The 12,957-nt window shown below is 66.9% G+C and carries 13 protein-coding genes; 5 read left to right on the top strand and 8 right to left on the bottom strand.

Going from position 1 to position 12,957, the window contains the following annotated elements:
- Positions 1 to 149 precede the first annotated feature (149 nt).
- The gene (locus ASE66_RS20945) at positions 150 to 1,007 is read left to right on the top strand and encodes a LysR family transcriptional regulator (protein WP_057191631.1); all 858 of its coding nucleotides are present in this window, start codon (positions 150 to 152) and stop codon (positions 1,005 to 1,007) included.
- A 151-nt stretch (positions 1,008 to 1,158) separates the two neighbouring features.
- Positions 1,159 to 2,553 (top strand): amidohydrolase family protein, encoded by a 1,395-nt coding sequence (locus tag ASE66_RS20940; protein WP_057191630.1) that lies wholly within the window; start codon positions 1,159 to 1,161, stop codon positions 2,551 to 2,553.
- 67 nt (positions 2,554 to 2,620) lie between these two features.
- On the opposite strand, the gene ASE66_RS20935 is transcribed toward ASE66_RS20940, so the two are convergent.
- Entirely contained in the window at positions 2,621 to 3,097 is a 477-nt protein-coding gene (locus ASE66_RS20935) for a hypothetical protein (protein WP_057191629.1), read from the bottom strand.
- A 249-nt stretch (positions 3,098 to 3,346) separates the two neighbouring features.
- On the opposite strand from ASE66_RS20935, the gene ASE66_RS31495 reads away from it, so the two are divergent.
- Entirely contained in the window at positions 3,347 to 3,553 is a 207-nt protein-coding gene (locus ASE66_RS31495) for a hypothetical protein (protein WP_082613612.1), read from the top strand.
- An 88-nt stretch (positions 3,554 to 3,641) separates the two neighbouring features.
- Positions 3,642 to 4,277: a hypothetical protein gene (locus tag ASE66_RS20930; protein WP_057191628.1), complete on the top strand. Its 636-nt coding sequence runs from the start codon at positions 3,642 to 3,644 to the stop codon at positions 4,275 to 4,277.
- A gap of 18 nt (positions 4,278 to 4,295) precedes the next feature.
- Here the strand turns inward: ASE66_RS20930 and ASE66_RS20925 are convergent, their stop codons facing one another.
- From ASE66_RS20925 to ASE66_RS20895, 7 genes are all read right to left on the bottom strand, one after another.
- Positions 4,296 to 4,574, bottom strand: coding sequence for a hypothetical protein (locus ASE66_RS20925; RefSeq protein ID WP_057191627.1), 279 nt, complete (start codon positions 4,572 to 4,574; stop codon positions 4,296 to 4,298).
- A 157-nt stretch (positions 4,575 to 4,731) separates the two neighbouring features.
- Positions 4,732 to 5,478, bottom strand: coding sequence for a hypothetical protein (locus ASE66_RS20920; RefSeq protein WP_057191937.1), 747 nt, complete (start codon positions 5,476 to 5,478; stop codon positions 4,732 to 4,734).
- A 5-nt stretch (positions 5,479 to 5,483) separates the two neighbouring features.
- The gene (gene iolB, locus ASE66_RS20915) at positions 5,484 to 6,287 is read right to left on the bottom strand and encodes a 5-deoxy-glucuronate isomerase (RefSeq protein WP_057191626.1); all 804 of its coding nucleotides are present in this window, start codon (positions 6,285 to 6,287) and stop codon (positions 5,484 to 5,486) included.
- 13 nt (positions 6,288 to 6,300) lie between these two features.
- Positions 6,301 to 7,200: a myo-inosose-2 dehydratase gene (iolE, locus tag ASE66_RS20910; RefSeq protein ID WP_057191625.1), complete on the bottom strand. Its 900-nt coding sequence runs from the start codon at positions 7,198 to 7,200 to the stop codon at positions 6,301 to 6,303.
- A 161-nt stretch (positions 7,201 to 7,361) separates the two neighbouring features.
- Positions 7,362 to 9,200 carry a 3D-(3,5/4)-trihydroxycyclohexane-1,2-dione acylhydrolase (decyclizing) gene (iolD, locus tag ASE66_RS20905; protein ID WP_057191624.1) on the bottom strand — a complete coding sequence of 613 codons (1,839 nt, stop codon included), beginning with the start codon at positions 9,198 to 9,200 and terminating at the stop codon, positions 7,362 to 7,364.
- 64 nt (positions 9,201 to 9,264) lie between these two features.
- On the bottom strand, positions 9,265 to 11,172 hold the full coding sequence (locus ASE66_RS20900; protein ID WP_057191623.1) for a bifunctional 5-dehydro-2-deoxygluconokinase/5-dehydro-2-deoxyphosphogluconate aldolase: 1,908 nt from the start codon (positions 11,170 to 11,172) through the stop codon (positions 9,265 to 9,267).
- Positions 11,165 to 12,013, bottom strand: a complete 849-nt coding sequence (locus ASE66_RS20895; RefSeq protein ID WP_057191622.1) for a MurR/RpiR family transcriptional regulator — start codon at positions 12,011 to 12,013, stop codon at positions 11,165 to 11,167. Before ASE66_RS20895 ends, ASE66_RS20900 begins: the two co-directional genes overlap by 8 nt.
- 123 nt (positions 12,014 to 12,136) lie before the next feature.
- Here ASE66_RS20895 and ASE66_RS20890 point away from each other — a divergent pair, with 123 nt between their 5' ends.
- A complete protein-coding gene (locus ASE66_RS20890; protein WP_057191621.1) occupies positions 12,137 to 12,937 on the top strand; it encodes an SDR family oxidoreductase in 801 nt (266 codons plus the stop codon).
- Positions 12,938 to 12,957: the final 20 nt, after the last annotated feature.

Raw genomic sequence — 12,957 nt, 5'->3', positions numbered from 1 at the left:
AAAAACCGCCAGAATTCGTGGTCGGCACCATCTTTGGTTCCACTGACTCCGCGACTTGCCTACTCGAACGGGAGTGGCTCGCCTTGGCGTGTCCAGGCCACGCCGCCTAGTATCGCCTGATCGGCCACGATCAGCCCGGCGGCGCGACGATGACTCGCTATCCCATGTTCAACCCGCAGCTCTTGCAGAGCTTCGTCGCTGTCTGCGAGAGCATGAGCTTCACCCGCGCCGCCGAGCGCGTCTCCCTGTCGCAATCGACGGTCAGCCAGCAGGTCAGGCGGCTGGAGGAGATGCTCGGCAAGCCGCTGTTCGAGCGTAATCCGCATCAGGTCCAGTTGACCGAGGAGGGCGGGCGGCTCCTGAGCTATGCAAGGCGCATCCTTGCTCTGCACGAAGAGGCGCATGATGCGCTGACCGGATTCTGGCGCGACGGCGTACTCAGGCTCGGCATGCCCGAGGATTTCACCGTGCCCACCGCCGGATTGCTGGCGCAGTTCAGCCTTGCCGAACCGCATCTGCGCCTCGACGTGACCAGCGGCCTCAGCGCCGACCTCTACAGCGCCTATGAGCGCGAGGAACTCGACCTCGTCCTGGTCAAGCAGCGTCGCCGCCAGCCGCCGCGCGCGGCCAGGCCCGAGCCGCTGCTCTGGCTCGACAGCCTCGCCCATCCCGCGATCGAGCGCGCGCCGGTGCCGCTCGCCGTGTTCCCGCTGAACGGGCTCTACCGTGCGGAACTGTGCGAGGCGCTGGATGGCCTCGGCATACGCTGGCGCGTCAGCTACGCCAGCACGAGTCTCGCCGCCCTCACCGCGGCCTCCGCCGCCGGTCTCGGCCTGACCCTGCTACCTGCGAGTTGCCGACAACAGGGCCACCGCGTGCTGGGCACGGCGGAAGGCCTGCCGGAGGTCACCGGCTTCGAATTGGCGCTCTACCACCGCGACAATGCCCCGGACGCGACCACGGCCCTGGCCGGGACGCTGGCCGCCTTCTGCGGTCTGCAGCCATAGCGCGATTTTTGACCGCCCATCATCGGCTATCGGCTTGAGCGCGTTAATCATTGCCGAATCGAATGATCATCATGGGCAAACATCGCTGCCAATGCTCGCGGCCGTCCCGTAGATCAGGGCCACAAGCTCAAATTCAGATCGGGGAAACACCATGGGCAGCGTGCAGCACCAGAGCCGCAGGGGCTTTCTCATGCAGTCGGGCCAGTTCACCACCACCGCCGCGCTCATCGGCCTGTCCGCTGGCAGCACTCAGGCGGCGCCGGGCAAGGCCGATAAGGACGCTGGCAAGACCAGCGTCACGACGTTGACCCACCGCCACTACTATCTCGGCGGCGTCCGGCTCGAAGACAGCTTCGACTATGATGGCGAGACCGTGGTCGGCACCCGCACCGGCCTCTACACGCTCGAGATCAAGGACGGCAAGATCGCCGCTTTGCACCCGGCCGGCGCCACCCTCTCCGCCACGCTGCCGCGCTACGACGCCGATGGCCAGCTCGCGCTGCCGGCGATGCGCGACATGCACATCCACCTCGACAAGACCTTCTATGGCGGCCCCTGGCAGGCGCCGCGCCCACGCCAGGGCAAGACGATCATGGACATGATCGCGCTGGAGGAGAAGCTGATCCCGACCCTGCTGCCGACCTCGCAGGAGCGCGCCGAGGGCCTGATCGCCCTCTTGCAGTCGAAGGGCACCACGACCGCCCGCAGCCATTGCAACATCGACCCGGTCAGCGGGCTGAAGAGCCTCGAGCACCTGCTGCTCGCGCTCGAGAAGCATCGCGACGACTTCGCTTGCGAGATCGTCGCCTTCCCGCAGCACGGCCTGCTGCACTCCAAGGTCGACGGGCTGATGCGCGAGGCCATGAAGATGGGCGTGCAATATGTCGGCGGGCTCGACCCGACCAATGTCGACAAAGCGATGGAGAAATCGCTCGACGCGATGTTCCAGATCGCGCTCGACACCGGCAAGGGCGTCGACATCCACCTGCACGAGACCGGCCCGTCCGGCGCCGCCGCGATCACCTACATGATCGACACGGTGGAGAAGAACCCGGCGTTGCGCGGCAAGGTGACGATCAGCCACGGTTTCGCGCTGGCGACGATGGCGCCGGGCCTCCAGGTCGAGACGATCGCCCGCCTCTCGGCCCAGAAGATGACGATCGCCTCGACCGTGCCGCTCGGCGCCCTGACGATGCCGCTGCCGCAATTGCAGGACAAGGGCGTCTTCGTGATGACCGGCACCGATAGCGTGATCGACCATTGGTCGCCCTTCGGCAGCGGCGACATGCTGGAGCGGTCGTATTTCTACGCGCAGGTCTACCGGAATTCCGACGAGTTCCGCCTGTCGCGCTCGCTCGCCATCGCCACTGGCGGCATCCTCCCGCTCGACGACGAGGGCAAGCGCGCCTGGCCGAAGGTCGGCGACGATGCGGCCTTCACCCTGGTCGGCGCCAGCTGCTCGGCGGAAGCGGTCGCGCGCGTGCCGGCGCGCAGCGCCACTTTCCATCAAGGCCGGATGGTCTACGGCAGCGTCGGCAAGGCCTGACGCTTCGCGACGCTCGACCAAGTGAGATGGCGCGCCCGAGATCCGGGCGCGCCGCACTAGTCCCGGCTCAGCCCTTGAGCTTGGAGTTGCACTGGCTCCAGTAGCCGCCGCCCTTCTCGATCCACTTCAGCTCGCCATTGGCATTGGCCGCCTTGTTGGCGTTGTACTGGTCGACACAGGTCTTGAGACGCGCCTTGCCCGCGGTCTCGTCCGAGTATTTCGGCGCCACCGCACGCGGGAAGACCGCGGCCTTGGCCTTGCCGGCGGGCTTGGCCGTCGCCGGCTTGGCTGCCGTGGTCGCGGCGGGCGTCGCAGCCGGGGCCGGAGCATCCGTCACTGCCGCCGCCGCATCGTTGTCCGAGGCGTCGTCATCGGCGCAGTTGGCCTTGCGGAAATCGTTCCACTTCTGGCCCTTCAGCGTGTTCGCCTTCTTGGCGTCCTGATACTTGGTACTGCACTCTTTCATGGTCAGGGCCGAGGCCGGCGCACCGGCAAGTCCCATGGTCAGCAGAGCAAGCGCGGTGGAGAACAGAAGCGTCTTCATGTGCAGTCTCCCTAGATCACGATGGTTTTGAATCGAACTGATCCAAAACCATAAAACGTAATCGATTCTAGAAACTTAGCGCAGGATCCCCGCGAAAAACCGGTTCCCACTTTTTCGCATCCTGCCCTAGCGATGAGTCGAACTCGCCGCGGCGAGCTTAACCAACGATGGAAATCTCTGCCATCGCCTTGCGGCAACTTCTGGGCCAGTCGGGCGTTTACAGCCCCGGTAAATACGGAGGATCAGATCATGAAGACATCCACTCTCACCGGCCTCGCCATAATGGCTTTGGGGCTGGGCGCCTGCTCAACGGTCGAGCAGCGCGTCGGCGGCGCGGCAGTTGGTGCCGGAACCGGAGCTGTCGTCGCCGGACCGGTCGGCGCAGTCGTCGGCGGCGCGGCCGGCGCGGTTACTGCTCCCACCGTGGTTCGCACCACCCGGCGCGCGACACGCTGACCCTCAGGACCTTTCTCGTGCAGCGGCGGAACCCTGCCGCCGCTGCCTCGTTTCGACCATGAAGCATTCGAGCCCATGGAGTCGAACGATGGACAACGACAAGCGCCTGCCGCCGGACGTGCATTCCAACGAGGACGAGATCGATCGGGCGACGGGCAGCGTCGCGGCGCGGGCCGCGGACCTCGCCAACCGCACGGCCGAGACCGTCAAGGACGGCTATGGCCGGGCCAAGGAGAAGCTGGCCGAGATCGATCCGCGCGACACGTTGCGCGATGCTGGCCGCTATGCCCAGGAGACCGGCGAAGCGGCGGTGGAAACCGTCAACCGGCATCCGCTCGCGGCTTTCGCCGTCGGCGCCCTCAGCGTCGGTCTGCTCGCCTGGGCGATGACGCCCCGTCGTTCGAGCTGGCAGCCGGACACGAGCGGCTGGGGAACCATGCTGCGCGATTACAGCGATCAGGCGCTTCGCGCCGGGCGCGATCTCGTCGGCAGCGGTCGCGAGCAGCTCGATCGCAGCCGGGATTATGCGGCCCGCGGGCAGGACTATCTCGACATCGGCCGCGACTACGCCCGCGAAGGCGGCCGGGCGCTGGTGCGCCGCGGCGAGCGTGAGCCGCTCGCAGCAGTGGTCGGCATCGGCCTCGCACTCTATCTGGTCGGCTCGCTTCTGAGCAGCACCAGCCAGACGCAAGCCACGGCCGCCCGGCGCCGCGCCAAGCGCTAAGCTTCTACCGAGCGATAGTCAGCCCGACCGGCGCGAGGCCTTCTCCGCCTGCCGGGCTGCGTTCTTCTCAGCCTCGCCGGCGCGGACCAGGCTCGTGATCGCGAGCGGGCGCTTGCCCGACTTCTCGGCGATGATGCGGTCCTGCTCCATGATCGTCTCGCGCGCCGGTTCATCGCCGTCGATCCCCCCCAGTAATTCGGTGGGAACGCGGCGGTTGGAGCTGCGCGAGCCATCCTCGTAGAACACGTCGAACAGCACGTAGGCGGCGTCGAGCGGTTTCGATTTCTTGCGGGCCATGATCGATCCTGTCGGTTGGGCGATCCGCCTGGCCGCGACGCACGGGGCGGGCCGAGGGATCGCGGAGCCGCACAGAGGCGGCAGAATGCTGTGAGCGCGAGGTAACTCCGTCGCGCCGACAAGGCAAGCCGTAACGCTGACTCCGCCACCCGCCAAACTAGCGCAGGCTCAGCGTCTCGACGATCTCCGAGTCGAGCACAAGATCATCCCGAGCCCCCATCAGCCAGAGATGATCGGCCGTGAAGCGCAAGATCGGCCGATCCCACCAGCGCTCGATCAGGCTCGCGAGCGCTGCCGCCTCGGCAACGTCGAGATCATCGTTCAGGTTCCAGATGCCGACGACGTAGAGATCGCTGGTCGGCCGCCCGAGCGCCCGTTGCATGAGGTGCAGGGTATTCTGGCCGTCGCGGCGCTCAGGGTAGAGCCGAAGATAAAGCCGGCCGCGATTGACATTGCCGGAGAACAGGCCGCGCAGCTCCATCTCGACCGGTCCAAGGCGCGACAGGGCATCCCGCGCGGCCGGGGCGATCACCGGCGGCACGCCGATCGACAGCGAACCGCATACCGTCGCGTGCAGCTTCGGCTGTCGCCGCGCGACGATGTCCCAGGCGATTTTGCTCGCAACCGGAGTTTCGCGCAGCTCCTGTTCGAGTTCCCGGTACGCCAGCGCCTCGTGCAAGCCGGGCGTCGGCATCACCAGCGAATAGATCGGCGGGTGCCGGCCGTTCTCGTAATGTGTGCCGTCCTTGCGCGCGATCGCCTTGGGATGGCCCGGATCGATCAGCGGCAGATGCGCAAGCCGGTAGCCATCGTCGAGCGTCATCCCGGCGCCGGCAACGAACGCCGTCCGGCTGCGGAGATAGGCGAGCTCATCGTCGCCGATCAGCTCGGCCTGCGTCGTCATGGTCGTCACGCCTTCAGCATCCACTCATGCGCGGGATCGTTGTGGAACTTCCAGACCCGCTTCGGCCCGGCCATGACGTTGAGATAATAGAGATCATAGCCATGTGGCGCGCCGACCGGGTGATAGCCCCTCGGCACCAGCACGACGTCGCCATCCGCGAAGGCCATGGTCTCGTCGAGCGAGCGGTCGTCAGTGTAGACGCGCTGGAAGCCGAAGCCCTGCGGCGGGCTCAGCCGATGGTAATAGGTCTCCTCCAGCAGCGATTCCGCCGGCAGCTTGTCCTGATCGTGCTTGTGCGGCGGATAACTCGACCAGCAGCCAGACGGCGTGATCACCTCGACGACGAGCAGGCCGTCCGCTGCTTCCGTCTCGGGTAGGATGTTGCGGACATGGCGGGTGTTGGAGCCCTCCCCTCGCGTCAGGGCGCCAACATCAGCGGGCGCAATCACGCGCGCCGGCCGAGCGCCCGGCTTGCCCGGCGCCGAGCAGATCGCAAGCTCGCACGTCCCTTGCGCCGTGACACTCCAGTTGGAGCCCGCCGGCACATAGAGCGACCAGGGATCTGGCTCGAAGGGCGAGGAACGCCCGCCGATCACGCCAAAATCCTGCCCGCCGGCGTTGGCCGCAACCTTGCCCGAGAGCACGACAAGGCAATGCTCCCTGTCCCCGGTCTGGCGCGACAGGCTCTGTCCGGCGGCAAGGCGATGCACGGCAAAGCCGACATGTCCCCAACCGGCCATTTCAGGCGTGACCTCGTGGATGCGCCCCTCGGCATCGGGTGCCTGCGGCTTGACCAGCAACTTCGACATGACGTTCCCGGGCTCAGACGAGCCCGGCCTCCTTCAGGCTCTGCTCGAGATGGGCGACGCCCTTCTTGGCATAGGTCAGCGGGTGGGCTTTCTCGGGATCCTGTTCGGCCTCGACCACGACCCAGCCGGAATAGCCCGGCAGCGCCTTGAACACCGCGGGGTAGTCGACCATGCCGTCGCCCGGCACAGTATAGACGCCCAATTCCTTGCCCTTGCCGAGAATGGCGTCGAGGAAGCTCCAGTCCTCGCGGCGCGCCTGCTCCATCACCGCCTTGCGCACATCCTTGGCATGGACATGGCTGATGCGGGCGCGGTAGCGCTCGGCGAGCTTGACCGGATCGGCCCCGCCCCAGGTCGCGTGGCCGGTATCGAGCAGGAGATGCGCCGCCTCGCCCGTCGCCGTCATGAAGGCGTCGATATCGGCCTCGCTCTCGACGATCGTGCCCATATGGTGATGGTAGACCAGCCTGACGCCCTCCGCGAGCGTCTGCTCTGCCACCTGGGTAACGCGCCGGCCGAACTCGGCCCAATCCTCATCAGCCATCATCGGCCGCTGCGACAAGGGCTTGCTGCGGTCGCCGTGGATCGCGTTCGAGGTCTCAGCGAAGACCAGCACGGTCGAGCCCATCGCCTTGAGCAGGTCGAGATGAGGCCGCAGGCGTCGCAGCTCTGCATCCGCATCGCGTGTCAGCAATTCAGCCGAATACCAGCCGGAGATGCAGGCCATGCCGAAGGGATCGAGCGCCGCCTTCAACGCCCCGGGTTCGCGCGGGAACTTGTGGCCGAGTTCCATGCCGACGAAGCCGGCTTCGCGAGCCTCGGCCAGGCAGGTTTCGAGCGGCGTCGCGCCGCCGATGTCCTGGAGATCGTCATTCGACCAGCCGATGGGATTGGCGCCGATGCGGATAGGCATGTCCTTCGTCCTTCTCAAATCACACCCTCAGCCCTCATCCTGAGGAGCGCTCCAAGAGCGCGTCTCGACGGATGCTCCAGGAGGCTCCAGAACCAGCTGGAACATCCTTCGAGACGCAGCCTCCGGCTGCTCCTCAGGATGAGGGCTTGAGGGAAACCCGATCAATCTCTCGCCTGGAGCGCATTCTCATAGCGCTTGCGCGCCGCCTTGACCTCGTCGCGCACCGAAACCTCGGGCACCGCGACCTCCCACCAGTGCCCGCCGGCATCGGTCGAGATCAACGGGTCGGTATCGATGACGATGACGCTGGTGCGGTCATGCCCGCGCGCCTCGGCGAGCGCGGACTCCAGTTCCGCCAGGCTCGCAACCTTGCGCGCAATCGCCCCCATCGAGCCGGCATGGGCGGCGAAATCGATCTCCGGCAGCACCTCGTGGCGGGTGTCGCGCAAGAGGTTGTTGAAGGAGGCGCCGCCGGTCGCGTTCTGCAAACGGTTGATGCAGCCGAAACCGCGATTGTCGAGCACGACGATGGTGAGCTTGACCCCGAGCATCACCGAGGTCGCGATCTCCGAGTTCATCATCAGATAGGAGCCGTCGCCGACCATGACGAAGACCTCGCGGGCGGGATCGGCGAGCTTGGTGCCCAGGCCCCCGGCGATCTCGTAGCCCATGCAGGAATAGCCGTATTCCATCTGGTAGCCGCCGGGCGCTCCCGGCTGCCAGAGCTTGTGCAACTCGCCCGGCAGCCCGCCGGCGGCGCAGAGCACGACATCGCTCGCCCGGCTCTGGCGCTGCACCGCGCCAACCACCTGCGCATCGCTCGGCAGCGCCTGATTGCTCGCGGCGGTATAGCGCGCGGCGGTGGTGAGCCAGGCATCGCGGGATGCCTGCGCCTGAGCGGTCCAGCCGGTCGGCGCCTTCCAGCCCGCCAGCGCGGTTTCCAGCTCGGCGAGGCCGGCCCTGGCATCGGCGACGAGCGGCTGTCCGCCATGCTTGCCCGCATCGAAGACCTGCGTGTTCAGGCCGATGATCCGGCAGTCCGGATCGGCGAAAAGCGCCCGCGAGCCGGTGGTGAAATCCTGCAGGCGCGTCCCGACCGCGAGCACGACATCGGCAGTTTTCGCGGCGTCGTTGGCGGAGCCGGTGCCGGTGACGCCGATAGCACCGAGATTGAGCGGATGGTCGTGCGGCAGGGCGCTCTTGCCGGCTTGCGTCTCCGCGCTCGGAATACCGTGCGCCAGGCAGAAACGGGCGAGCTCACCCTCGGCCTCGCTGTAGAGAGTGCCGCCCCCTGCCACGACCAGCGGCCGCTTCGCCGCTTTCAGCAGCGCGACAGCCTGGGCCAGTTCCTGCTCGTCCGGCCGTGTCCGGCGCGGCGTCCAGATCCGCTCGGCGAAGAAGCTCTCCGGATAGTCATAAGCTTCCGTCTGGACGTCCTGGCACAGCGCCAGCGTCACCGGCCCGCATTCCGACGGATCGGTCAGAACCTGCATCGCCCGCTCGAAGGCGGGAATCAGCTGCTCAGGCCGCGTGATCCGGTCGAAATAGCGCGAGACCGGCTTGAAGCAATCATTCGCCGAGACGGTGCCGTCGCCGAAATCCTCGATCTGCTGCAGCACCGGATCGGGCCGGCGCCCGGCGAAGACATCGCCAGGCAGCAAGAGCAGCGGCAGGCGATTGACATGCGCGACCGCTGCAGCGGTCACCATATTGGTCGCGCCTGGCCCGATCGAGCTCGTCACCGCCATCATCCGGCGCCGGCGCGAGGCCTTGGCGAAGGCGATCGCCGCATGCGCCATCGCCTGCTCGTTATGGGCGCGCAGCGTCGGCAGGATGTCGCGGGCGCCATGCAGCGCCTCGCCGAGGCCGGCGACATTGCCATGCCCGAAGATCGCCCAGACACCGGCGAAGAGCGGCAGCGTCCGGCCGCCGACGACCGTTTTCTGCGCCGCCATCGCAGCCACCAGCGCCTGCGCCATGGTGAGCCTGACCGTACTCATCGTGCGTCTCCTCGGCGCGCCCGTCGCTCATCCGGTGATGGACGAGCGCAAGCGTCTTGCAAACTCAGGAATTCGAACCCTGCCAGGCGTCGACCAGCCGGCCGAAGCGCTCGGCCATCATCGCGGTCGCGGCTTCGTCGTCGAGCGTGCCGGCGAGCCAGCCGCGCGCCGCCTCGCCGAAGATGCTGCGCCCGACTGCGAAACCCTTCACCGTCTTCGCCGTCTGCGCCAGCCTGAAGGCCTGCTCCAGCTCCGGCAGCGGTGCATCGAGGCCGAGCAGCACGACGCCGCGGCAATAGGGATCGTTCTCAGCGATCGCGGCATCGACGGCAGCCCAGGCCGCCTCGGTAGGCTGCCCCTCGAGCTTCCACCAGTCCGGCTTGATGCCGATCGCGTAGAGCCGGCGCATCACGCTGGCCATGGTGTCGTCACCGAGCGGCCCGTTCTTCGAGCAGATGATCTCGACCAGAAGCTCGCGGCCAACCTGCCGGCAGGCAAGCGCAACCCGCTTCAGGGTCGCCTCCTGCTCCGCTTTCAGCTCGGCATCGTCGCCAGGGTGATAAAAGGCCAGCACCTTGACGACATGGTCGACCGGCCACTCGTTCAGCGCTGCGCCGAGCGAGCCATCCGCATCGGTTTCGAGGCGCAGCGGCCGCGACCCCGGCACCTCCAGCGGTCGCGCGATCCAGAAGCCATGATCGCCGGCGCGGAACAGCGCCTCGCGGCCATGGCGCCCGTCGAGCAGCATGCCGAAACCCTCAGTGCCCTTGGCGATCCGCGCCGCGGCATCGACGGCGAGCCGCTTGAATACCGCGATGCGCTCACGCGGCACGCCAGCCTCATCGGCCATCGCCTCGATCTGCGAGCGGTGATCGATGGCGAGCGCCATCAGCGTCGCGGCCTGCGGCCGGCGCGTCGTCGCCCAATGAACGTGGTTGATCGCGACGTCGTGGCGCAGCGCCCGGTGCGGCGAGCCCTGCTTCAGGAAAAACTGCAATTCGGCGAAGGTCGGGCTCTCCGGCGAGCAGAGCAGGCGCGAGACGGCAAAGGCGCCGCAGGCATTGGCCCAGGTGCAGCAGGTCTCGATCGGCTCGTCGCTGAGATAACCGCGCAGGAAGCCGGACATGAAGGCGTCGCCGGCCCCCAGGACATTGTAGACCTCGACCGGGAAACCCGGCCCCTTGATGCCGTCCTCGATCGAGGCCGGAATGGCTCCTGGGAAAACAACACACCCCATCGGCCCGCGCTTGCAGACGATCGTCGCCTTGCTCAGCCCACGGATGTTGCGGATCGCGGCGAGCGTGTCCTCCGAGCCACCGGCAGCGTGCAGTTCCTCCTCGGTGCCGACGATCAGGTCGCAGTCCGGCAGGATTGCCTGCAGATGCTGGGTCACCGTGTCGGAGCGGATATAGCGCTCCTCGCCGGCGGCATGGCCGGCGAGCCCCCAGAGATTGGGTCGGTAGTCGACATCGAACACGACCTTGCGGCCATGCTTGCGGGCGAATGCGATCGCCTTGCGCTGAGCCTTGGCCGCATTCGGGATCGCGAAATGCGTGCCGGTGACCACGACAGCCTTGGCCGAGGCGATGAAGGCCTCGTCGATCTCGCTCTCGTCGAGCGCCGCATCGGCGCAATCGCTGCGGTAGAAGATCAACGGGAAGGTCTTCTCGTCGCGCACGCCGAGAATGACCAGTGAGGTCAGCCGCTTGGGGTCGACGACGACGCCCCTGGTCTCGACGCCCTCGCGCTGGAGCTGCTCCAGGATGAAGCGGCCCATCTGCTCGTCGCCGACGCGGGTGATTACCGCCGATTTCAAGCCGAGCCGGGCCGTGCCGATCGCGATATTGGTCGGACAGCCGCCGACGGCCTTGGAGAACGAGGCCATGTCCTCCAGCCGACCACCGATCTGCTGGCCGTAGAGATCGACCGAGGAGCGGCCGATCGAGATCAAATCGAGCACGGGTTCAGGCATCGGAGCGGGCTTTCTCGGCGGCGCCGACGGCAAGCGTCATGGCGAGTGCGAAGGTTGCGGTCATCGAGCGGAAGGCGCCGTAGTCGGCCTCCTCGACAGCGATCCACAACAGACAATTCTGAGCGAGCGGGCTGAGTGCCCCATCCGTCACGGCGATGACGGGAATGCCCTTGCGATGGGCGTCGGCAGCGATCGCGATCGTCGCCGGCGTATAGGGTGCGCAGCTCAACGCGACGACGACATCGCCCTTGCGTGCGATCGCTGCCTGCTCGGGCCCAAGCGAGGCGACATTGTCGATCAACACGGCCCGGATGCCGAGCTTGCCGAAAACATAGGCGAGATAGGACACGACGGGGAACATCCGGCGCGCGCCCACCAGAATAATGGTTTCGGCCTTGGCGAGCAGATCGGCCGCCTGGTCGATATCGTCATACCGCACCGTCGATTGCAGCCGCGACAGGGAGCTGCGGCTCGCCTCGACGAAACCGTCCAGCAGCCCCTGCGCCATGTTCGGCCCGGCCACCCTCTTCTCGCGCAAGGCTTCCAGCCTTTCGCGGTAGTCGGGGAATTGCTGGCGCAACCGCGAGCGGAAGAGCTGCTGCAACTCGCTGAAGCCGGAATAGTCGAGCGCCTGAGCGAAACGCACCAGCGTCGAAGCCTGGACGCCCGCCTGCTGCGCCACCTGCGCCGCGGTGCTGAGCGCCATGTCGTCGGGGTTGGCGAGTGCGTAATCGGCCACCTGCCGCAGACGTTTCGGCAGGTTCGGCCCGCGCTCGCGCAGCAGGGCGACGAAGCCGTCGAAATCGTCCCGTGGCGGATCCTGCTGCTGTGGCGACGACATGGAGAATAGGGGCTTTCGCGGCCTTGACTTGTGCCGGGAGAGAATGGAATGTTTGTTCTATTAGTCAAGCGCAATAAAAATAATATGCCATTGTGACAATGGCGCCGTCAGGGAGAAACAGGGGTGTCCGAGCCTTCCGACTTTCGCCGCGAACTCGACGGCAAGGCCGCCATCGTCACCGGTGGCAGCCAGGGCCTCGGCGAGGCGATCGCCCGCGAATTCGCCGCGCGCGGCGCCGCCGGCCTCATCCTCACCGGCCGCAACCGCGAGCGGGGCGAGGCCGTCGCAGCGAGCCTGAAGGCCACCGGCTGCAACGCGATCTTCCACGCCGCCGATCTCGCCGATCTCGACGCGGTCCGCGGAATTGTCCCTGCTGCCGAGCAAGCTTTCGGCCGGCTCGACATCCTCGTCAATGCCGCCGGCGACACCGATCGCGGCACGATCTTCGACACCAGCCCCGAACTCTATGCCCGCATCATGGCGGTCAACCTGACCGCGCCCTTCTTCCTGATCCAGGATGCGGCCAACCTGATGCGGCGCGAGAAGATCGAAGGCAGCATCGTCAACATCCAGTCGATGTCGGCCCATGGCGGCCAGCCCTTCCTCGCCGCCTACAGCGTCTCGAAGGGCGCGCTGGCGACCCTGACCCGCAACGCCGCCTATGGGCTGCTTTCCGACCGCATCCGCGTCAACGGCCTCAATATCGGCTGGATGGCGACGCCGGGCGAAGACGCGATCATGCGCCTGCGCCATGATGCGCAGGATGGCTGGCTGGAGAAGGCGCAGGCCGGCCGGCCGTTCGGCCGGCTGATCGATCCGCGCGAGGTCGCCAAGGCCGTCGCCTATCTGGCGTCATCCGAATCGGGGCTGATGACCGGCGCCAATATCGACTTCGACCAGACCATTCTCGGCGCGCACGATTGAGGCCCCGAAACACTCTCGAA

This window comes from Allobosea sp. Root483D1, from assembly GCF_001429505.1.
Taxonomy (GTDB): domain Bacteria; phylum Pseudomonadota; class Alphaproteobacteria; order Rhizobiales; family Beijerinckiaceae; genus Allobosea.
Note: the sequence above shows the minus strand (reverse complement) of the source record. Positions and strands in the feature narration are given on the sequence as shown.

Bases quoted from the DNA above. Each gene is read 5' to 3' on its own strand.
- ASE66_RS20945 (WP_057191631.1), top strand. From the start codon at position 150: ATGACTCGCTATCCCATGTTCAACCCGCAGCTCTTGCAGAGCTTCGTC.
- ASE66_RS20940 (WP_057191630.1), top strand. From the start codon at position 1,159: ATGGGCAGCGTGCAGCACCAGAGCCGCAGGGGCTTTCTCATGCAGTCG.
- ASE66_RS20935 (WP_057191629.1), bottom strand. From the start codon at position 3,097: ATGAAGACGCTTCTGTTCTCCACCGCGCTTGCTCTGCTGACCATGGGA.
- ASE66_RS31495 (WP_082613612.1), top strand. From the start codon at position 3,347: ATGAAGACATCCACTCTCACCGGCCTCGCCATAATGGCTTTGGGGCTG.
- ASE66_RS20930 (WP_057191628.1), top strand. From the start codon at position 3,642: ATGGACAACGACAAGCGCCTGCCGCCGGACGTGCATTCCAACGAGGAC.
- ASE66_RS20925 (WP_057191627.1), bottom strand. From the start codon at position 4,574: ATGGCCCGCAAGAAATCGAAACCGCTCGACGCCGCCTACGTGCTGTTC.
- ASE66_RS20920 (WP_057191937.1), bottom strand. From the start codon at position 5,478: ATGACGACGCAGGCCGAGCTGATCGGCGACGATGAGCTCGCCTATCTC.
- iolB (WP_057191626.1), bottom strand. From the start codon at position 6,287: ATGTCGAAGTTGCTGGTCAAGCCGCAGGCACCCGATGCCGAGGGGCGC.
- iolE (WP_057191625.1), bottom strand. From the start codon at position 7,200: ATGCCTATCCGCATCGGCGCCAATCCCATCGGCTGGTCGAATGACGAT.
- iolD (WP_057191624.1), bottom strand. From the start codon at position 9,200: ATGAGTACGGTCAGGCTCACCATGGCGCAGGCGCTGGTGGCTGCGATG.
- ASE66_RS20900 (WP_057191623.1), bottom strand. From the start codon at position 11,172: ATGCCTGAACCCGTGCTCGATTTGATCTCGATCGGCCGCTCCTCGGTC.
- ASE66_RS20895 (WP_057191622.1), bottom strand. From the start codon at position 12,013: ATGTCGTCGCCACAGCAGCAGGATCCGCCACGGGACGATTTCGACGGC.